21 protein-coding genes are annotated in these 19,734 nt (G+C 26.0%); 13 read left to right on the plus strand and 8 right to left on the minus strand.

Features of this window, described 5'->3' with window-relative positions:
• The 8 genes from hisB to CRU91_RS10030 all read left to right on the plus strand — a co-directional run bounded on the left by hisB (window position 1) and on the right by CRU91_RS10030 (window position 4,965).
• Window positions 1-573 carry an imidazoleglycerol-phosphate dehydratase HisB gene (gene hisB / locus CRU91_RS09995; protein ID WP_113895079.1) on the plus strand — a complete coding sequence of 191 codons (573 nt, stop codon included), beginning with the start codon at window positions 1-3 and terminating at the stop codon, window positions 571-573.
• Window positions 570-1,067 (plus strand): KdsC family phosphatase, encoded by a 498-nt coding sequence (locus CRU91_RS10000; protein WP_113895080.1) that lies wholly within the window; start codon window positions 570-572, stop codon window positions 1,065-1,067. Before hisB ends, CRU91_RS10000 begins: the two co-directional genes overlap by 4 nt.
• Complete coding sequence (gene lptC, locus CRU91_RS10005; protein ID WP_113895081.1) at window positions 1,058-1,600, plus strand: LPS export ABC transporter periplasmic protein LptC; 543 nt, start codon at window positions 1,058-1,060, stop codon at window positions 1,598-1,600. Before CRU91_RS10000 ends, lptC begins: the two co-directional genes overlap by 10 nt.
• The gene (gene lptA / locus CRU91_RS10010) at window positions 1,597-2,082 is read left to right on the plus strand and encodes a lipopolysaccharide transport periplasmic protein LptA (RefSeq protein ID WP_113895082.1); all 486 of its coding nucleotides are present in this window, start codon (window positions 1,597-1,599) and stop codon (window positions 2,080-2,082) included. The genes lptC and lptA overlap by 4 nt, the downstream gene beginning before the upstream one ends.
• A 1-nt stretch (window position 2,083) precedes the next feature.
• The gene (gene yihA, locus CRU91_RS10015; RefSeq protein WP_113895083.1) at window positions 2,084-2,686 is read left to right on the plus strand and encodes a ribosome biogenesis GTP-binding protein YihA/YsxC; all 603 of its coding nucleotides are present in this window, start codon (window positions 2,084-2,086) and stop codon (window positions 2,684-2,686) included.
• Window positions 2,676-3,137 (plus strand): N-acetyltransferase, encoded by a 462-nt coding sequence (locus tag CRU91_RS10020; protein ID WP_113895084.1) that lies wholly within the window; start codon window positions 2,676-2,678, stop codon window positions 3,135-3,137. The genes yihA and CRU91_RS10020 overlap by 11 nt, the downstream gene beginning before the upstream one ends.
• A 67-nt stretch (window positions 3,138-3,204) precedes the next feature.
• Window positions 3,205-4,464, plus strand: coding sequence for a putative Na+/H+ antiporter (locus tag CRU91_RS10025; protein WP_113895085.1), 1,260 nt, complete (start codon window positions 3,205-3,207; stop codon window positions 4,462-4,464).
• A 12-nt stretch (window positions 4,465-4,476) separates the two neighbouring features.
• Window positions 4,477-4,965 (plus strand): hypothetical protein, encoded by a 489-nt coding sequence (locus CRU91_RS10030; protein ID WP_113895086.1) that lies wholly within the window; start codon window positions 4,477-4,479, stop codon window positions 4,963-4,965.
• 13 nt (window positions 4,966-4,978) lie between these two features.
• Here CRU91_RS10030 and CRU91_RS10035 read toward each other — a convergent pair whose 3' ends face one another.
• Window positions 4,979-5,236, minus strand: a complete 258-nt coding sequence (locus CRU91_RS10035; RefSeq protein ID WP_113895087.1) for a hypothetical protein — start codon at window positions 5,234-5,236, stop codon at window positions 4,979-4,981.
• Window positions 5,237-5,322: 86 nt separating this feature from the next.
• Between CRU91_RS10035 and thiI the strand changes: the two genes are divergently transcribed.
• From thiI to CRU91_RS10050, 3 genes are read left to right on the plus strand one after another with little or no spacing between them, the layout of a single operon-like run.
• A complete protein-coding gene (gene thiI, locus CRU91_RS10040) occupies window positions 5,323-6,789 on the plus strand; it encodes a tRNA uracil 4-sulfurtransferase ThiI (RefSeq protein ID WP_113895088.1) in 1,467 nt (488 codons plus the stop codon).
• Between the two features lie 45 nt (window positions 6,790-6,834).
• Window positions 6,835-8,769 (plus strand): hypothetical protein, encoded by a 1,935-nt coding sequence (locus CRU91_RS10045; protein WP_113895089.1) that lies wholly within the window; start codon window positions 6,835-6,837, stop codon window positions 8,767-8,769.
• Between the two features lie 11 nt (window positions 8,770-8,780).
• Window positions 8,781-10,139: a YdgA family protein gene (locus CRU91_RS10050; RefSeq protein WP_113895090.1), complete on the plus strand. Its 1,359-nt coding sequence runs from the start codon at window positions 8,781-8,783 to the stop codon at window positions 10,137-10,139.
• Between the two features lie 17 nt (window positions 10,140-10,156).
• Here CRU91_RS10050 and CRU91_RS10055 read toward each other — a convergent pair whose 3' ends face one another.
• A complete protein-coding gene (locus CRU91_RS10055) occupies window positions 10,157-10,456 on the minus strand; it encodes a DUF3817 domain-containing protein (RefSeq protein WP_113895091.1) in 300 nt (99 codons plus the stop codon).
• 105 nt (window positions 10,457-10,561) lie between these two features.
• On the opposite strand from CRU91_RS10055, the gene CRU91_RS10060 reads away from it, so the two are divergent.
• Window positions 10,562-11,263, plus strand: coding sequence for a DUF481 domain-containing protein (locus CRU91_RS10060; RefSeq protein ID WP_113895092.1), 702 nt, complete (start codon window positions 10,562-10,564; stop codon window positions 11,261-11,263).
• Between the two features lie 14 nt (window positions 11,264-11,277).
• Here CRU91_RS10060 and CRU91_RS10065 read toward each other — a convergent pair whose 3' ends face one another.
• The 4 genes from CRU91_RS10065 to CRU91_RS10080 form a co-directional block, all read right to left on the minus strand.
• Window positions 11,278-12,132: a hypothetical protein gene (locus CRU91_RS10065; RefSeq protein ID WP_113895093.1), complete on the minus strand. Its 855-nt coding sequence runs from the start codon at window positions 12,130-12,132 to the stop codon at window positions 11,278-11,280.
• A 50-nt stretch (window positions 12,133-12,182) separates the two neighbouring features.
• Window positions 12,183-13,286 (minus strand): DUF808 family protein, encoded by a 1,104-nt coding sequence (locus CRU91_RS10070; protein WP_113895094.1) that lies wholly within the window; start codon window positions 13,284-13,286, stop codon window positions 12,183-12,185.
• A gap of 76 nt (window positions 13,287-13,362) precedes the next feature.
• Window positions 13,363-14,127 (minus strand): polysaccharide deacetylase family protein, encoded by a 765-nt coding sequence (locus CRU91_RS10075; RefSeq protein ID WP_222718452.1) that lies wholly within the window; start codon window positions 14,125-14,127, stop codon window positions 13,363-13,365.
• Between the two features lie 182 nt (window positions 14,128-14,309).
• Window positions 14,310-16,349 (minus strand): TonB-dependent receptor, encoded by a 2,040-nt coding sequence (locus CRU91_RS10080; protein ID WP_235826994.1) that lies wholly within the window; start codon window positions 16,347-16,349, stop codon window positions 14,310-14,312.
• 111 nt (window positions 16,350-16,460) lie between these two features.
• Here CRU91_RS10080 and CRU91_RS10085 point away from each other — a divergent pair, with 111 nt between their 5' ends.
• The gene (locus CRU91_RS10085) at window positions 16,461-17,408 is read left to right on the plus strand and encodes a helix-turn-helix domain-containing protein (RefSeq protein WP_113895097.1); all 948 of its coding nucleotides are present in this window, start codon (window positions 16,461-16,463) and stop codon (window positions 17,406-17,408) included.
• Window positions 17,409-17,483: 75 nt separating this feature from the next.
• Here CRU91_RS10085 and CRU91_RS10090 read toward each other — a convergent pair whose 3' ends face one another.
• Window positions 17,484-18,377 carry a DUF4198 domain-containing protein gene (locus CRU91_RS10090; RefSeq protein ID WP_113895098.1) on the minus strand — a complete coding sequence of 298 codons (894 nt, stop codon included), beginning with the start codon at window positions 18,375-18,377 and terminating at the stop codon, window positions 17,484-17,486.
• A gap of 23 nt (window positions 18,378-18,400) precedes the next feature.
• Window positions 18,401-19,734, minus strand: a 1,334-nt coding sequence (locus CRU91_RS10095; RefSeq protein WP_113895099.1) for a TonB-dependent receptor, incomplete at its 5' end; no start/stop codon positions are given.

Consider the following 19,734-nt stretch of genomic DNA (forward strand, 5'->3'; position numbering starts at 1 on the left):
ATGGTAGAAATAAATAGAGTTACAAAAGAGACAGATATTAAATGTCAATTGAATTTAGACGGTTGTGGACAATTCTCTATAAATACGGGAGTTGGCTTTTTTGATCATATGCTAGAAGCTTTAAGTAAACACAGTGGAATAGATATAAATCTTGAGTGTAAAGGGGATTTACATATAGATTATCATCATACAGTTGAAGACTGTGGAATTGTTTTGGGACAAGCTTTAAAAAAGGCAGTTTTCCCTATAAAAGCAGTTGAAAGATATGGGAATGCAACAGTTGTAATGGATGAAGCTGCAGTTTCATGTGCATTGGATTTATCAAATAGACCATTTTTAGTTTATGAAATAGATGTAAATGAAAAAGTAGGGCTTTTTGATGTTGAACTTGTAGAGGAATTTTTTCATGCATTAAGTGGAAATTTTGGGATAACTTTACATTTGATACAAGATAGAGGAAGAAATAAACATCATATTATTGAAGCTACATTTAAAGCTTTTGCCGTTGCATTAAGACGAGCATTAGCTAAAAATGAAAAGATAGGTATTCCTAGTACAAAAGGTGTTTTATGATAGAACTTTTAGTTTTTGATGTAGATGGAACTCTTACAAATGGTGATATTATGTATTCAAGTAGTGGAGAAGAGTTCAAAACTTTTAATGTAAATGATGGATTTGGAATAGTTTTTTGGACAAAGTATTTAGGTAAAAAAGCAGCTATTATTACTGGAAGAAACTCTGTTATTGTTGAAAAAAGAGCAAAAGAGTTGAATATCTCTCATCTTTATCAAGGTGTAAAAAATAAACTTGAAGTGCTAGAAGAAATTTTAAGAAAAGAGAGTTTAGAACTATCTCAAGTTGCTGCTATTGGAGATGATTTAAATGATGTTAGGATGCTTAAAAGTGTAGGGATCTCTTTTGCTCCACAAAATGCTATACAACTTGTAAAAGATAGTGTAAATATAGTTTGTGAAAAAAATGGTGGTAGTGGAGCTGCAAGAGAAATGATAGATTATATACTAAAAAAAGATGATTTAGAAGAGGAGTTTTTAAACGCATGGGTTTAAAAATATTTATTACCTCTATTTTTTTTATAGCAATATTTTTCTATTTTTCTCCTATACAAGATACAAAAAAAGATATTAAAAATGAAGATATACCTTTATTTATTTTTGAAAAACCAGTTATGTATAGTTTTGATGAAAGTGGTTTAAATAGAATAATTATTGCAAAACAAGCAATTAGATATGAAAATAGAGATGAAATGTATTTTGGGGATATTACTTTAAATAATAGTAACGAAAAAAAAGAGTTTAATAAAGAAAATATTAAATCAGATTTTATAGTAAAAAGAGGCGGGATATATACTCTAAAAGAGAATGTTGAATATAAAAGAGATGATTTTATTAAAATATATACAGATCATTTAATTTATGATGATTTAAATAAAATTGCAAAAAATAGTAAACCATTTAAAGCAGAGTATTATACTCATAGATATAATGGAGAAAATTTATATTTTGAAATAGAAAAAAATATTATAAATTCAAAAAATACACATTTTGAGATAGATATGAACAATAAAGAGGTAAAGAGATGAGAATTTTAGCTGGATTATTTATTTGTTCTATACTTTTGTTTGCACAAAGTGAAACTTTAGTAATAGATGCCCTTGATTTTAAAGCAGATGATAATAAAGGAATATCTACATTTACAGGAAATGTAAAAGTAAGAATGGGTGAAGATAAATTAAATGCAAATAGAGTAGATGTATTTTTTGAGAATGAAAAAAATTCAAAAAATAAAATTGCTACAAAATATGAAGCAACTGGAAATGCAGATTTTGAAGTTATTTCAAATGATAAACATTATGTAGGAAAAGGTGATAAAATAGTTTATAGCCCAATAAAAGAAGAATATACTATTATTGGTAATGGTTTTGTTCATGAAAAAAATGATGATAGAAAAGTTTATGGAGATAATATATATATAAATCAATTAACAGGTGAAGCAAAAGTAAAAGGAAGTGAAAATAAACCTGTTAAATTTATTATAAATGTAGAAAGAGGAGATAAGAATTAGTATGAATTTAATTGATGCTACATTTTTACAATCAGCCCAAAGTATAGTGGACTCTCCTGCTCCAAATATTGCTGAAGTTGCTTTTTTAGGTCGTTCTAATGTTGGAAAATCTTCTTTATTAAACTCTTTAACAAATAAAAAAGGTTTAGCAAAATCTTCTTCAACACCTGGAAAAACACAATTAATAAATTATTTTGATATTAAGTTTAAAACAAATAGTGAAGAAATGCCATATTTATTTGCTAGATTTGTAGATTTACCAGGATTTGGTTATGCAAAAGTTGCAAAAAGTTTAAAAGCTGCTTGGAATAAAAATTTAACTGGATATCTACAAGATAGACCTAATTTACAAATCTTTGTACATTTAATAGATTCAAGACATCCAGAACTTGAAATAGATAAAAATGTTGATGAATTTTTGAAAGATATAAAAAGAGGTGATCAAATAATAGTAAATGCTTTTACAAAAACTGATAAGCTAAATAGTAGTGAATTAAATAAATTAAAAAGAGATTATCCTAATGGAATTTTTATATCAAACCTTAAAAAAAGAGGTATAATAGACTTACAAAATAAAATTACAGGACATTTGTTTGGAAATTAAATTTTATAAACCTACAGTTATTGATATACCAAAAATGCAAGAGCTTGTAAAACCTGAAGTTGAAAGTGGAAAAATTTTACTTAGAACTGAAGATGAGATGGCTACAACAATTCGTTCTTATACTATTGTTGAAGTTGATGGAGAAATGGCTGGGTTTACTGCAACGCATATTCATTCTCCAAGACTTGCTGAAGTAAGAAGCTTGATAGTGAAAGAAAAGTTTAGAGGTTTAAAACTTGGTAAAAAACTAGTTGAAGCCTGTGTTGAAGAAGCAAAATTTTATGGAATCAAACAAGTTTTATCATTAACATATGAAAAAGAATTTTTTTTAAGATGTGGTTTTATACAAATAGAAAAAGAAGATATTCCAGAACAAAAGATTTGGGCTGATTGTATTCGCTGTAAACTATTTCCAATCTGTAATGAAATTGCAATGGTAAAAGATATTTAATATGGTTAAGGTTATATTAATTTTTTTTTAGTAAAATCGGGCAAAATTCAACCTAAAGGAATACTTTATGCCACCTACTACCTTGCAAATTATCGCACTTGTTATTTTTATTCTAGCAATTATACATATATTCTCAGTTAAATATTTTGAACATTTATCACATAGAAGCCAAAAACACTCTGGACTTTTTCACTTACTTGGTGAAATAGAAGTTGTTTTTGGTATTTGGGCTATGTTTTTAGTAATGTTTATGTTTTTGTTACAAGGAAAAGAAACTACAGTTTCTTATGTAAATAGTAGAAATTATATCGAACCAATGTTCGTTTTCGTAATTATGGTTATTGCTGCAACACGACCAATTTTGCATACTGTTATTGCTTTTGTTAAACGATTATCAAATATATTACCTGCAAAGGGTGCAACAGGATTTTATTTTGTTGTATTAGCTATTGTCCCACTTTTAGGTTCTTTTATAACTGAACCTGCTGCTATGACTTTAGCTGCGCTTATTTTGAGTGATAAACTATTTTCTCAAGGTATTTCAACTAAATTTAAATATATGACTTTAGGAGCATTATTTATAAATATATCTATTGGTGGTACATTGACTAATTTTGCTGCTCCTCCAATATTAATGGTTGCTCAAACTTGGGATTGGAGTACTTCATTTATGTTTACTACTTTTGGATGGAAAGCTATGATAGCTGTATTTATAAATACAAATCTTATGATAATCTTATTTTATAAAGAGTTATCAAAAATAAACATAAGAACAACAGTTAGTGATAGAGAAAAGATTCCTTTTGGTATAGTTTTAGTACACTTTACTTTTTTAATATTAGTAGTATATTTCGGACATTATCCAGCATTTTTTATGATTTTATTTCTACTTTTTTTAGGTGTAACTTATGCTTATCAACAATATCAAGATAGATTGATGTTAAGAGAAGGTCTTTTAGTTGCATTTTTCTTAGGTGGGCTTGTAATTCTAGGTGGACAACAAGAGTGGTGGCTAACAGGTATTATATCAAGTTTAAGTAATATTGAAGCTTTTGTAGGGGCTATTACTTTAGGAGCTTTTACAGATAATGCTGCTATTACATATTTAGGTTCATTGGTTCCAAATCTAAGTGATGAATTTAAATATTATTTGGTTGCAGGAGCTGTATCTGGTGGTGGATTAACAGTAATTGCAAATGCACCAAATCCAGCTGGTGCAGCTATTTTGAAAAGTCATTTTGAAGATAATACTATAGATCCAAGATATCTATTTTTAGGTGCATTAGTACCGACAATAATTGCTAGTATATGTTTTATAATTTTATAAGGGAAATTTTATATGATTACACATTTTGCCAAATTTGCAAGAACTAATAAGAGTTTGATAGTTTTTTCAAACTCTTTTAGCCATATAGAGGTTTTTAAAAAGTTTTATAATGTAAGGGTTAAGCCAAAAGAATTTGGGTTTTTAAAGATAAATGAAGATAGAGTCTGTTTATTAGAAGAAGATTTAAAGTGCGATTTAATTCAAGGTAAAACGGATGCCTTAATTAGAAACAAGCTTCTATCTTCATTTGCAGTTGAATCAAGGTATATAATAACATCTACAAAGTTTATAATTTTCCCTAGAAAATTTTCTTTTAAAAGAGTAGCAAATAGACTTTTTACAGACTATGTTATACAAGGTGCGGGAGAAGTGACTTTTGAAAAAAATGATAACGAAATTTTAATCAAATGTTTTGGTGGTGCAAAGGATTTAAATATTAAAAGTAGAGAAATTGATGCTTTAATTTTAAAAGATGAATTAGAAGCAAATTGCGATGAATAAGTGATAAGGAGCTTTAGTACTCCTCTTCATCCTCGGCTTCGCTATCAAAACAATAAATACACTCTTCATCAAAGAATGAATATTCATCATAACAATAAAATCTCTCACAGCTATCACATTTAAAGCAATCGTACTCTTTTGCTAATTTATGTTCTAACTCTTCGCTTGTTAAGTTGTTCTTTGTAGCATAGTCATCAAATATTTTATAAACATTCTTGTTTTTGTCAGATTTAAGCTCTTTTGCTAAATCTTCTAGATTATCTATATCCATACTTTTACCTTTAGTTTTTTGTGAAAGCTATATTATCTCAAAAAATGGTATAATCACACCTTAAAAAATTTAAGGCTTTGGAAAAAATGGTTGAAAATGATATAAAAACACAAAAATTTATAGTTAAATACTTCACTGAAATAATGATAAAAGGTGACAGTGCTAAAAAACAGATGATAAATCAGCTTTATCAAAATTTACAAAAAATATCTTCAAATATCTCAAAAGATATACAAATCAAGAAATTTTTTGACAAGATTGAACTTGTAACACCTTTACAATTTGTAGATGATTTAAGAGTAAAACTTTTAGAAACTTCAGGAATTGAACAAGTTTTAGAAGCAATACAAGTTGATAATATGGAAACACTTGATGATATAAAAATAAAAGTTGATGAATTTATGCGTCATACAATAGATAATAAGACTTTTGTTGTAAGAGCAAAAAGAGTAGGAACTCAAGATTTTAAATCTACAAATATAGAGCAAACTGTTGGTGGATATATGTTGGCTATGAATAAAAATAGTAAAGGTGTTGATTTAAAAAATGCTGATGTTACTATAAACTTGGAGCTTGAACACAAAAAACTAAATATTATTACTAAAAAATATTTCGGTATGGGTGGATTTCCATTGGGGACACAAGGAGATATTTTATCTTTGATGTCTGGAGGATTTGATTCTACTGTTGCTTCATATTTAGCTATAAAAAGAGGGGTGAAAACTCATTTTATATTTTTTAATTTGGGTGGATTGGCTCATGAAATAGGAGTTAAACAAGTTGCTTGGTATTTGTGGAATAGGTTTGCAAGTTCTCATCAAGTATCTTTTATAACTGTACCTTTTGAAGATGTTGTTTCTCAAATATTTAAAGATATAAGCCCGTCATATATGGGAGTTATGCTTAAAAGGTTGATGATACAAGCTTCTCAAAATATAGCAAAAGATTTAAAAATTGATGCTCTTTTAACAGGTGAGAGTGTTGCTCAAGTTTCTAGTCAAACTCTCAGAAATTTAAGTTTGATTGATAGTGCTTCAAATATGTTGATTTTAAGACCTTTAGCAATGATGAGTAAACCAGATATTATAGATATTGCTACAAAAATAGGAACTAGAAAATTTGCAGAAGCTATGCCTGAATATTGTGGAGTTATATCTCAAAATCCAGTAACTTTTGGAAGTTACGATAGAGTTGAAAAAGAGGCTAAAGCTTTTGATTATTCTGTTTTAGATGAAGCTGTAAAACAAGCAAAAATAAAAAATATAAATGAAGTTTTAGATGATATTTGTGAGATTGGAAGTTTGGAAGTTGTAACAGAACCAAGTAAAGATGATATTGTAATAGATATAAGGCAAAATATTGATTGTATAAAAACTTCTGTTGAAACTTTGAAAATACCATTTTATAATTTGAAAAAAGAGTTTAAAACTCTATCAAAAGAAAAAACATATCTTTTGTATTGTGATAAAGGAGTTTTAAGTCAGCTTCATGGACAGTTTTTAAAAGATAGTGAGGGATACTCAAATATAAAGGTTTATCGACCAAAACAATAAGTTTAATAATGATAAAATCAATTTTAATTTTATAAAAGGATATAAATGAAAAAAATAGTTATTTCAATAGTTGCTATCTTTATAGCACTATTTCTAATTTGTTTTATGATTACTAGTTCAGCAAAAAGTAGTATTCAATCTAAAGTAGATGAACTAAATTCAAATGGTTTTTATGTAACAAATAAAAATTATAGTGGATTTTTCAAAACAAAAGGTAAAGGTAAAATAGAAGTTTCAAATGCTTCAAAAGCTATTGAATATTTTATGAATAAAAAAGAAAATTCTCAAATGAAAGATGAATTTGAAACGCTTTTAAAACTTTTATCAAAAGAGGATAAAGATAGTTTGATAAATGGATTAACTTTTGATTATGATTTTATAGTATCAAATTTTAGTTCAAAAATGAATTTAAATTTATATTTAACAAAATTACCTATAAAAAATACATATAATTTGATGAAAAATTCTTATGCTATTTCAACTATAAATGAGATGTTGAAAAATAAAGAAATTCAAGTAAATATAGATGAAAAAGGTAAATTTAAAGTTTCTGATTTTACTTTTATTGCACAAACAGGTGGAATATATACAGTAAGAGGTATGAAAGGTGATGATAAAAGTTTACAAATATCTTTTATTGATTTTGAAATAGGAAACTACTATTTGGATGATAAAATAGTTATGGAAGATATTAATTTCTTTTATAGTGAAGATAAAAATAAGAAAATTGATTCAAAATTTGATATTGGAAATCTTAAATATAAAAATACATATACTCTAAATGAATTTGATATAAAAAATTTAGAAATATCATCTTTTTCTATTCCAAATGGAGATTATTTAAAAGGTGATACAAAAATATCTTTTGATTCTTTAAATTTTAAAAATACAGATTATTATACAAAAGAAGATAAAAATAGTACAAATTTAAAAAATACATCTTTTTTTGTTGCTTATGATAAGTTGCCATACAAAGAGTACAAAGAATTTACAAAATCTTTAGGGATAGAAGCATATTCTTTAACACCTACGACAAAAACTCAAGAAGCTGATAAAAAATTCTTTGAAGTTTTAGCAAAATCTGATTTAACTATAAATATAAATGGTGAATCAAAAGATTTAGATGTAGATAAAAATAGTTTGTATAAAAGCTTGAAATTATCTGGAAATCTTGTATTAAGTAAAGAATTTGATTTTAATAAAATTGATATTTTAAATGATATTTTTAGTGTTTTAAAAGCTGATATTGAAATAGATAAGGAATCAGTAGATAAATCTTTACAAAGTCTTGATGAAAATTTGAAATCTCAACTTAAATTTGAGAATGCTAGTGATGAAAATTTCAAAAAATTACAAGTAGAATTAAAAGAAGATGGATTATATACGAATGGTATTTTGACTTTACCAAAGTCTGAATTAAAACTATTTCCAAACAAATATAAACCTTATGCTTATGATACAAATAGTTCTTATGATGGAAAAGAGTCTAGTATGGATAATGTATCTTATACTTATGAGTTAGTTTCACCAAATCTTTTAAGAGTAAATTTTAAATATAAAACAGGTTTGAAAGATGTATCTTCTGGTGGAATTTCTGTATCTTTCCCTCAATTTAAAGATGATACTAGAGTAAAAGCTAAAAATACAAAAACATTTGAGAAACTAGATGTTTACAAAAAAGGTGATACTCTTTATAGTGGATTGTTAAAAGAAAATGTAACAGGTGAGTATTTGATGATTGAAGGTTGGGATGCTTCTTGGAGTGATAAAAATATAGAAAAAGAGTTTAGTGTAGATTTAGATATTACAGATTTAAGTAATGTTTTAGAGATAAATTTAAGAGGGTATTCAACACAAGCTAATAAAATAGATTATGAACTTATCCCAAATCAAAATCAAAGTTTTACTCAAGATCAACAAACATATCCTATAAAAATAGCTGATATAGATTTGTATTCTTTAAAAAATAAGAAAAAATAAGAAAGGTTTGAATGAAAAAAATATTATTAGGGCTTATCGCCCTTATTGTCGTTGTAGTTGCTGTTTGTTTCTTTTTAAGAAATAGTGTTAGTTCAAAAATTGAAGCAAAGATTGAAGAACTTAAATCAAATGGATTTAATGTAACTTACAATGAAAAATTTGTACCACTTAAAATAGTTGGAGATGGTCAAATTGAAGTTGTTGATTCTTCAAAAGTTACTCAATATATAGTGCAAAGCCAAAAAGGAGAAGCTAAAAAAGCTTTAGAAAGACTTGTAGATAATGAAAAGTTATTTTTCCCAGATGTTGATTTGTCAAAGCTTATTTTAGAAGGTGCAGTTTTTGACTATGATTTTAGTTTGACTCTTTTAACTGCAAATCTTGATTTGAACTTTTATTTAACAAAATTTTCAACTAAAATGATGGAAGATTTACCAAAAACTTTTGATGATATGTTAAAGAATAGAGATTTTCATGTCAATATAGATGAAGATTATAACTATAAAATTAAAGATATCAATATTGTTGCTCCAGATAATGAAGCTAAATTTAGTCTTCTTGGAATGACTGGAAATAAAACAGTTTTTGATATGGAAAGTTTTAAATTTGATGTTCCAAAAGATAAGATTTCTATTAGTTTATATGGAATAAAAACTTCTTATGAAGAACAAGCTAATAAAACTATTGATTCAAGTTTTGATATTAAAACTATACAATTTGGTGATGAAAAAGCACAATTAGATATAAGTGGTTTAAAAAGTTCATCTTCTCAGAAAATTTTAAATGATTTGTTAGATGGAAATACAAAAATATCTATTGATTTATTATCTTTTAAAAATAATCTTACAAGTGTAAATTTAAAAGATACTTCTTTTGGTCTTGGAATTGATAAGCTACCTATGAAAAAATATGAAGAGTTTATCGATAGCTACTATAATGTTTCTGAAGATATCAACAACGAAATGCATAATAAATTAAAAGAACTTTTAAAAGAGATTGCACAAAATGGTTCAGAAATTAAAATAGATGCAAATTCAAAAAATCTTAATTTCTTAGGTCAAGATTGGTTTGAAGAAATTGACTTAAAATCAAATATTACTTTTAGTAGTAAATTAGGTGATATGCAATTCCAAACTATTGATGATGTTGTTAAAACTGTAAATGTAGATTTAAAAATTGATAGTAAATCGGCTCAAAATATTTCAAATATAATTGGATTAAGTAGAATGGGTATAGATTTAGTTGATTCAGATGATAAAAAATTTAAAGTTTTAAAAGCTCAACTTAAAGAAGATGGTGTTTATGCAAATGATGTTTTAATTTTACCAAAAGCTATGCTACAAATTCCACAAGGAATGGAAATAAAATAAATATTTAGGCTTTTTGCCTAAATATTTTCTCTCTTTTTTAAAATCTCTTTTTCTATTAGTATAAAGAAAAATGGAATTAAAGAGTATATAAATAGTCTTAAACTAAATAAAAACTCCCATTTGTATTGTCTCATAGCATTGAGTAATGCTATACAAAAAAGAATAAAAAATATACCATGCATCATTCCAAATATTTTAACAGCAAGTGGTTCTGCAAAAAAATACTTTAATGGCATTGCTATAAATACCAATATTAAATAAGATATTCCTTCAATTATTGATATTGCTCTAAATTGAGAAAATTTTGTTCTTAACATATCTAACCTTTTGATTTTTGTCCAAGTATAGTAAACTATTCTTTATAAAAGGTTAATATAACACCACTTTTAGTAAAATCCAAAAATTTAAAAAAAAGGAAAAAAATGAATAAAGTTTTAAAATATTTATTGATATTACCAATTTTGTTTAGTTCTTTGAGTGCATTTGATATAGATAGAAGATTGGAATTGTCTTATATAAATACAAGTGGAAATACTGATACAAGTTCACTTTCTGGAAGACTTGGATTAAATGCAAAGTTTGATGAACAAGAACTAAAAGCAAAAGGAAGTATTTTAAAAAGTAAAGATAATAATAAAAAATCAGCAAATAAATATGAATTAGAGTTAGATTACGATCATATGATAGGAGATAGATTATATACATATTTAGGAGCTCACTATATAAATGATGAGTTTTCAGATTATGATTCAAGATTGAATGTAGGTCCTGGACTTGGGTATAAATTTATCTATACAGATGATGAAGTTTTAGATATCCAAGGTGGATTTGACTATGCAGTAGATAAGTTCAAAAATGGGAAAAAAGATGAGTATGTTGCACCAAGAGCTGAACTAAATTATAAATATAAAATAAAAGAAAATATTGAATTAAAACAGATGTTAAGTTATCTTATATCTGCTGAAGATAGTGAAAAGTACTTCTTCTCTAGTGAAACAGGTGTTGCTGTAAAGATGATGGAAAACCTATCTTTAGGAGCTAGTTATAGAATAGATTATGTAAACTATACTGAAAAAGAGAAAACAGATAAAAAGTTTTTAACATCTTTAATTTTTGACTTCTAACATTTAAAAAATCTTTATTTACTTTTTGTAATATAAATAAAAGTAGATAAAGATATTATGATTACTCCTACACCAATTATTAAATATAAAGCATTTATCATTTGACTATAATCATCTATTGCTATTTTAAACACTACTAAAAGGGCTTCAATTAAAAGTGCTATTATAATTGTAATCATAAATTTTGTTAAAACTTTATATTCTGATTTCTCATTTTTATCATAACTTTTAAATAAAACTTCTTGTTCTAGTACTGTTTTTGCTAAATCAAATATAGCCAAACCTAGTGTTAATGCAATAATAGGTTTAAAAATATACTCAATAGAAATAGTATGATTTAATATTGAGTTTATAAAATCATATAAAGAGTAGAATATTGTAAAAAGTGATAAAGCTATCATCAAAACACAAACAATAACATAAAATGTCTTATTCAACAAATTAAAGTTTTTATTTATCTCCAAAAAGCCTAATTTTTTTAGAATAGATTGTAAATTGAAATCTAAAAATATTATGCAATCTTCTAATTTTATGATAGTTGTGATACATGTTTGTGCTGTTGCACTACTAACATAAGGTTTTGTAATAGCTATTTTTTCATCTTTTAAATTTATATTATCTAGTAAATATTGTCTATTTCTACCTATTGGTTTTTCTACAATTTTATCTTTGAAAATATTTGGTGAAGTTTGATTTAAACTATTTATATCTGCAATGTATATAAGCTCTAATGAAGGAAATATTTTGAAAAGTTGTTGATAGTTTTTTGAAGATTTTGATTTTATATCACCTATATTGTAGATACTTTCTTTGATAAAAATCTCTATATTTTTTTGATTTTTATTATATATTTCTATAAATTCTTGCATAAGAAATCCTTTTAGATAGTAAAATTGTATCAAAAGTTTCTATAAATAATTTACTTATTTAATTTTACTTTTTTTGCTACTTTTGAAAATATAGGCATTACTAAAACAACAATATATCCAACAATCGCACCTAAAATTATTTCACTAAAAAATCCACCAACTGGAATAGCTTTTAAAGTTTCATCAAATGAGCTTAAAATATGTGTTTCGTGTGCAATTATCCCACCACCAACAGCAAGCATAGCAATAGTTCCTAAAACACCAATAGTTTTTATAATATATGGCATAGATTTTACAAAACCATCTCCGATTTTTTGTATAGCCTTACTTCTTTTTTCTTGTAAGTAAAAACCTATATCATCTAGTTTTATGATAATTGCAACTATTCCATATACAAAAACTGTTGTTAATATCCCAACGCTTATTAAAACAAAAAGTTTAGTTAGGAAATCACTATTATCAAGTAAGCTTAAACTAATAACAATAATTTCAAATGAAAGAATAAAATCTGTTTTAATAGCACTTTTTACTTTTTCATCTTCAAAGTTTTCATTTGAAACATCTTTTTTATTAGCTTCATTATGAGCTTCTTGATGAAAAAATTTTTCTATTATACTTTCAACACCTTCATAAGCTAAATATGCTCCACCTATGATTAAAATAGGAGCTATTGCCCAAGGTGCAAGATAGCTTAAAAGTAAAACAACAGGAATGATTATAAATTTATTTATAAAACTTCCTTTTGCAATTTTATAAACTATTGGAAGTTCTCTAAGAGCAGCTTTTCTTTTTGCTTCAAGCATTGCAACATTTCTTATATGTTCTAACTCTTCAATAACTTCTTGTTGAGACTTTTCATCTAACTTTTTTATATTTTCTTGTAAATCTTCAACAGATTTTGCTTTTTCTAACTCTTTTTTTAAAATTTGTGAAGTTGTTTCATTTGTAAAATTTGCAATAGCTGCAAGGTCATCAACTAAAAGCCCACTTGATTTTACACTTGCAAGTTTTGTATAAGTTGCAATATCATCAAAAAGCAGTCCAATATCATCAAGTGAAGTTGCAAGTGATTTGGCAGTTGTTGCCATAGTTTTTCCTGCAAGTGATCCAATATCATCTGCTAAGATAGATAAATAGCCTAATATCCCAGCCATTAAAATCCTTTAATTGATTTTTTAAAGTGGAATAATATACAATCTTTCCTAATAAAATAAAAATTATTGAGTAATTTTAGTAATTTTCGATACTCTCAAAACTCCAACCACTGTTTTTTAAAAGAGTTATTAAAGTTTTTAGATTTTCTTCACCTTCAAAATGGCTAGAAAACATAATATCATGCATCAAAAGGATTACTTTATTTTCTTTGATAGTTAATTTACTTTTGTAAATCTTTTCCATAGAGTAAAATATTTGTTCTGGAGTCTGTTTTGGTTCTCCATCTACATCATATTCCCATTCTAAATCCCAGCCATAAATATGAAAACCTTCATTAAAAATATCATCATAAGCAACAGTTTCTATATTTGTTTGTTCTTTTGATATTGCATAATCATTTATTTTTATTTCTGATAGTCTAAAAACATTTCTTCCTGCAAGACGAACTGGTAAAATAGATTTTTCATTGTTTGACATTAAAGAGTTTGATTTTTTTATATCTTCAAGAACTGAAGTAGGGTTGCTATAAAACTCTTTATATCTATTGTTTGCATGAGAATATGTATGATTTGCAATAGTAATATTTGATTCTTTTAGAGCTTTTTTATAAATATTATTTGCATTTTCTACTTGATAACCAATAAAAAACATAGTTACAGGGATACTTTCTTCTTTTACTACTTTTAAAATGTTTTTTGTTGCACGTATTGGACCATCATCAAAAGTAAGAAGTGCTATCTTTTCATTTTTTGCTTCTTTAATAGTAGAATTGTTTTCAAAAAAATTAGTAATCGCAGATAAATTTAATGATAAAAAGAGAGAAATAAAAAAAATATGCACAACAATCCTATGTATTTAAAATCAAGTTTTTATAATACTAAAATTTATTTAAAAAAAAGAATATATGAGTAAATGTTTGTTATATGTTTTTACAATGTGAGATTTTGTATCAATCTTCGTTCATTTATAAGATTGATACAAAAATATAATAATATTCTTATTTTGTTGCTTTTTAAAATTTGTTAAAACTTATAAATTGCACCAATACCAAATCTTCTTGGTTCATTAAAAGTGATTATATTTGAATATACAGAAGTAATATAATCTTCATTTGTTATATTTTTACCAAAAGCATATATATCAAAATCTCCTATTTTATATCCAATTTTTGCATTTGCTGTGATCCCACCATCAGCTTTTTGGAATGCTCCTTGTGTAATAACAAAATAGTTAGTAGTACCTCTTGCATTTAAATCTAACCTTCCATATATTCCACTATTAGCTAAATATGAAATTCCTAAATTTGCTGTATAATTTGGAGTATTTTCTATTTTTTCTCCATCATATTTATTTACACCATCAAAATAATCATCATATTTTGATTGGATTAATCCTAAACTTCCTGATATACTCCAATTGTCTGTTATAAAATATGTTCCATCAAGTTCTATACCTTGAGAGTGAGCTTTTTTAGCATTGCTAGTGTCATATCCTGCTATTCCTTGTGTATATACTTGAAAATCTTCGATATTCATATAAAAAATTGCTGTATTCAAAGCAAAATTATCACCTATATATTTTGCTCCTATTTCATAACTTATATTTTTTTCAGGTTCAAAAGTATTTGGACTACTATTTGGAGTATTAGGAAAATAGTTATGTCCTCCTGGCATATAACCTTTTGATATTGAAGCATAAGTTGTTAAGTTGTCATTTATCTTATATGTAAGAGCAACTTTTGGTAAAAAACTATTCCAAGTTTTTTCATCTTTATATGGCATAGTTGATTCAAATCCACCCCAATTACTATATTTCATAAGATCAATATCTTTTTTAATTTTTTGTAATCTTCCACCTAAAGTTAATTCAAAACTATTACCTAAAGGAATCATAGTTTGACCAAAAATAGCATATGTTTCTCCATTTCTTTTAGAAACAAAGTTATCACTACCAGCAGCAAATGCATATCCACCTTTTGGCATATCTTTTTCTTCTTTTTCAAAATACAGTCCAGTTACCCATTTTATATCTTGATTTTTACTAGATATTTTAAGTTCTTGAGCCCAAATATCACTATCTGTATAATTCCATTGTTTTGAGCCATCATTTGCATTGTATGCTAAATAATCTGTGTCAAATATTGCATCATAAATAGATTGTTTATGTGTTGAAACAGATTCAAATTTAACTTTGTCAAGTTCATAAGATAGATTTAAAGCTTGAGATTTTACTTTTATTTTCTCTAAAGTTGGCATATCAAAACTAACATTTTTTTCATTATCTCTATCTAAACTATTTATTCTAACACCAGTTGGTGCTGCAAAACCATCAATAAAATTTCTTCTTTCATAATTATCAGAGATTGTTAATTTTCCAGAAAAATTATCTGTCGGTTTAAACATTAAATAAGCACTTGTTTCTCTATCTTCTTTTCTATTGGCATTTTTATTCATTCCTGAATAGTTGTTTTTTATCCAACCATCATCATGCATATAAGAGCCATTAATTCCTGCATATAGTTTATCATCAATGATTGCTCCGCTTGTATTTATAGTAGTATATGAATAGTTCTGGTTTCCAAATTCTGTTCCAATTTTTGCTTTCCATTTATTTGTTGGGGCTTTTGTAACTATATTTATAACTGCACCATTTGCATTTTTCCCATATAGTGTTCCTTGTGGACCTCTTAAAACTTCAACTTGTTCTACATCTGCTAAACTTGGATTAAAATCTAACATATCATAATATGGAACCCCATCTACATAAATAATAACTGGATTAGTATTTCCAAATACAGTACCATTTAAGCCTCTAAATGAAACACCATTTCCAACCATAGGATTTATACTCATATTTGGAATTTCTTTTATTATATCTTGAACAGTTTTTATACCTTTTTGTTCAATCTCTTCTTCAGATATTACAGAGATACTTTGAGGAACATCTTTTATATTTTCCTCCATTTTATTTGCACTAACTGTTATTTCTTCTAGCTTTGTAGTTTCATTTGCAAATATTAATGAACTTACAAATAAAGATATAAAAATTATCTTCTTTTCCATTTTCATTCCTTTAATCAATATATTAATGAGTTTGAATTATAATGATAAATATTGTTAGTTTCAAGTAAAAACTTCCTTTAGAAGGATTAAATTTTAGTAGTAAGGTGTAAAATGTCTTATCGTATAAATATAAATAACATAGATGAACTTTTAAAAAACATAAAACCAAGTAGCCAATATTCTATAAATTCTGAAGACAATAATAGTTTAATAGAAGCAAATAAATCTATAATTTCAGATGATATTATTTTGTTTAAAACACAATCTTCAATGAATCAAAATGTAGTTGTTCAATCAAATCAAAAAGTTAGTGGGCTTTTTATCTCTATTATTTTAGATGGAGAAATAGTATATAAGGATAATTTTTTAAATAAAAAAGAAATTTTGAAAAAAAATGATATAAAAATAGCATACATAAATGAATATGATATGACAACGAATTTGGATAGATCATCTGGAATTAGTATATATATAAAAAATCATTTTATAGAACAAAACTTATCTAAAATTCTTGATATTCACTCAAAAGATTTTTCTTCTCTTTCTAGTATAACTTTGAAAAATCAAACTTCAAAAAATATTCGTATTGCAAATGATTTGTATAATTCATCTTTTGATGGAGAATTACAAAATATTTATATACAAAGTAAAGTTTTAGAGCTAATTTACAATGAATTTAGTGAAATACTAAATAAAGAAGAAAATGATAGAAAAGTTAAACTAAATCAAGATGATATTGAAGCTTTACATAAAGTGAGAAATCTTATTTTATTAGAAAATGATTTTTCAGATTTGATTACTTTTTCAAAAAAAGTAAGAATAAATGAGTTCAAACTAAAGTATGGCTTTAAACAGTTATTTAATACAACAATAGGACAATTAATACTAGAACAAAAAATGACTTATGCAAAATATTTACTAGAAACTAGTGAATTTTCTATATCTGAAATTTCTTATTTTGTTGGCTATGCACATCAACAAAGTTTTACAAATGCTTTTGTTAAGTTTTTTGGATTTCCACCAAAGGATTTTATGAAAAACAGAAAATACTACTATTGATTTTATATTTTTATAATGTGAGATTTTGTATCAATCTTTGTTCATTTATAAGATTGATACAAAAATATATTAAGGTTATTCTTTTACATTAAAAGTAATTGTAGATGCATTGAAAACATACTCTACTTTACCAAACAGATCTTTTAAAACTCCATCTTTTGATACACTATCTTTATGACTGCAAGAAACTCTCCATTGTCCTACACTTTGTACTCTAAACTGTGCTTTTCCATTTTCTATATATGACATTAAAGAAAAACCGTCATTTTGACCAAAAGAGTTACTACTAGCAGTTATAAAATCTATGCTAGAAGCACTTACATTTAAAGGTTTTCCTTCAAATAAAACTTCAAATTCTACTAAATCCCCAACTTTTACATTTGATAAATCTGTTTTTGGGATGATTTCAAGTCCTTTATTTGTTGCTTTTTGTTCTTCCCATTTGTCAATAGTCAAATAAGATTTTGCAAAAGCTTCAAATTTAACAGACATTAAAATTTTTTGTATATCATTGAGTTTATCTAAAGTTGTTAATTTTAATCTTGTATTACCTTTTGTATCTATATATTGAGTATAAAAAGTAGGTTTACTTTTTGCTTCTATTTTATAAACACCTTTTTGACTATTCTCTTTTAATGCAATTTTTTGTAATCCCATATCTGCACTAAAAACATCAAAATTATTAGCTTTTTTAATTGCTTCTTGAGGTTCACTGCTTGGAATATCAAGATTTATAACTTCACCATTTGGTGAAGTTATTTTAAATTCTTCTACAATAACTTTACCATTTGGAGAGTTTAAAATATCATCCATTGGCATTGAATGACCCCAAGCCAAACCAACGATAATATGACCTGGTTTATGAGAAAATGACTCAAAAGAGTTTACCCAAAAATTATGAGCATTTAGATTCGTAAAACCTAAAGACAATATTGTACTAATAAACACTAATTTTTTTAAATTTTTCATTTTTTATCCTTTGTTTTTTTATTTTAAAATTTATAAATTGCACCAATTCCAAATCTTCTTGGTTCATTAAATCCAGCTACCACAAATCCTTCTTTTGCAGAATATCCAGCTACATAACCTTCATCTGTAATATTTGTTATATAACTATAAATATCCCAATCTTTTAATTTATAGCCAATTTTTGCATTAGATATTATTCCACCATCATCTTTTAGCATTTCATGTTTTACAGCATCATAATAATATGTTGTTCCTCTTGCACTTAAATCAACTCTTCCATAAAGTCCACTATCAGCTAAATAAGATATTCCTAGACTAGCAGTATAGTTTGGAGTATTTTCTACCTTTTCTCCATCATATTTTCTAACTCCACCATCATAATCATCATATTTTGCTTGTACTAATCCAACTGCACCTGAAACACTCCAATTATCAGTTAAAAAATAAGTTCCATCAATTTCTATACCTTGCGAGTGAGCTTTTTTAGCATTATCTGTTGCATAATTATTTGTAATAGGGTCAATTTTATAAATATGAATATCTTTTATATCCATTCTAAATATTGCAGTATTAATTGCAAAATTATCTCCTATATATTTTGCTCCAATTTCATAATTTATTGATTTTTGTGCTTCAAAAGTATTATCAGCATCTGATGTAGAACTTGGGAAAAAGTTAAATCCACCTGGCATATAACCTTTTGATATTGAAGCATAAGTTGTAAGATTGTCATTGATTTTATATGAAAGTGCAGCTTTTGGTAAAAAACTATTCCAAGTTTTTTCATTGCTATAATTAAAATTAGGTAATTGATAATGTAATGTATTTGTAAAAGTTTGTCTTACATCTGCACTTATATCTTTTTTTATTTTTTGATATCTTCCACCTAAAGTTAATTCAAAACTTTCTCCTAAAGGAATCATTGTTTGTCCAAAGATAGCATAAGTTTTACTATTTGTAAGGGAATCGCTATTAGAGTGATATATTCCTGGTACATAAGTTCCTGTTCCATCATTTAAATTATAAAATCTATCTTCACCATAAGGACCTTGGTCTCTTTCTTCTTTATCAAAATATAATCCAGTTACCCATTTTATATCTTGATTTTTACTTGAAAGCTTTAACTCTTGAGTCCAAGTATCTATGTCTGCATAGTTATATTGTCTTAATCCATCATCATTGTTATTGGCTTTATAATCTGTATCATAATCTCCAATAAAATTTGTTTTTTTATGAGTTGTAGTTGAGTCAAATTTTACTTTTTCTGTTTCATAAGAGATATTTAAAGCTTGAGAATTTAGTTTTGTTTTTTCCGAAGTTGGCATTTCAAAACTTACATTTTCTGCATCTTTTCTTT

Origin of the sequence: Aliarcobacter vitoriensis (assembly GCF_003316695.1) — a bacterium.
GTDB classification, from domain to species: Bacteria; Campylobacterota; Campylobacteria; order Campylobacterales; family Arcobacteraceae; genus Aliarcobacter; species Aliarcobacter vitoriensis.

Bases quoted from the DNA above. Each gene is read 5' to 3' on its own strand.
- hisB (WP_113895079.1), top strand. From the start codon at position 1: ATGGTAGAAATAAATAGAGTTACAAAAGAGACAGATATTAAATGTCAA.
- CRU91_RS10000 (WP_113895080.1), top strand. From the start codon at position 570: ATGATAGAACTTTTAGTTTTTGATGTAGATGGAACTCTTACAAATGGT.
- lptC (WP_113895081.1), top strand. From the start codon at position 1,058: ATGGGTTTAAAAATATTTATTACCTCTATTTTTTTTATAGCAATATTT.
- lptA (WP_113895082.1), top strand. From the start codon at position 1,597: ATGAGAATTTTAGCTGGATTATTTATTTGTTCTATACTTTTGTTTGCA.
- yihA (WP_113895083.1), top strand. From the start codon at position 2,084: ATGAATTTAATTGATGCTACATTTTTACAATCAGCCCAAAGTATAGTG.
- CRU91_RS10025 (WP_113895085.1), top strand. From the start codon at position 3,205: ATGCCACCTACTACCTTGCAAATTATCGCACTTGTTATTTTTATTCTA.
- CRU91_RS10030 (WP_113895086.1), top strand. From the start codon at position 4,477: ATGATTACACATTTTGCCAAATTTGCAAGAACTAATAAGAGTTTGATA.
- CRU91_RS10035 (WP_113895087.1), bottom strand. From the start codon at position 5,236: ATGGATATAGATAATCTAGAAGATTTAGCAAAAGAGCTTAAATCTGAC.
- thiI (WP_113895088.1), top strand. From the start codon at position 5,323: ATGGTTGAAAATGATATAAAAACACAAAAATTTATAGTTAAATACTTC.
- CRU91_RS10045 (WP_113895089.1), top strand. From the start codon at position 6,835: ATGAAAAAAATAGTTATTTCAATAGTTGCTATCTTTATAGCACTATTT.
- CRU91_RS10050 (WP_113895090.1), top strand. From the start codon at position 8,781: ATGAAAAAAATATTATTAGGGCTTATCGCCCTTATTGTCGTTGTAGTT.
- CRU91_RS10055 (WP_113895091.1), bottom strand. From the start codon at position 10,456: ATGTTAAGAACAAAATTTTCTCAATTTAGAGCAATATCAATAATTGAA.
- CRU91_RS10060 (WP_113895092.1), top strand. From the start codon at position 10,562: ATGAATAAAGTTTTAAAATATTTATTGATATTACCAATTTTGTTTAGT.
- CRU91_RS10065 (WP_113895093.1), bottom strand. From the start codon at position 12,132: ATGCAAGAATTTATAGAAATATATAATAAAAATCAAAAAAATATAGAG.
- CRU91_RS10070 (WP_113895094.1), bottom strand. From the start codon at position 13,286: ATGGCTGGGATATTAGGCTATTTATCTATCTTAGCAGATGATATTGGA.
- CRU91_RS10080 (WP_235826994.1), bottom strand. From the start codon at position 16,349: ATGGAAAAGAAGATAATTTTTATATCTTTATTTGTAAGTTCATTAATA.
- CRU91_RS10085 (WP_113895097.1), top strand. From the start codon at position 16,461: ATGTCTTATCGTATAAATATAAATAACATAGATGAACTTTTAAAAAAC.
- CRU91_RS10090 (WP_113895098.1), bottom strand. From the start codon at position 18,377: ATGAAAAATTTAAAAAAATTAGTGTTTATTAGTACAATATTGTCTTTA.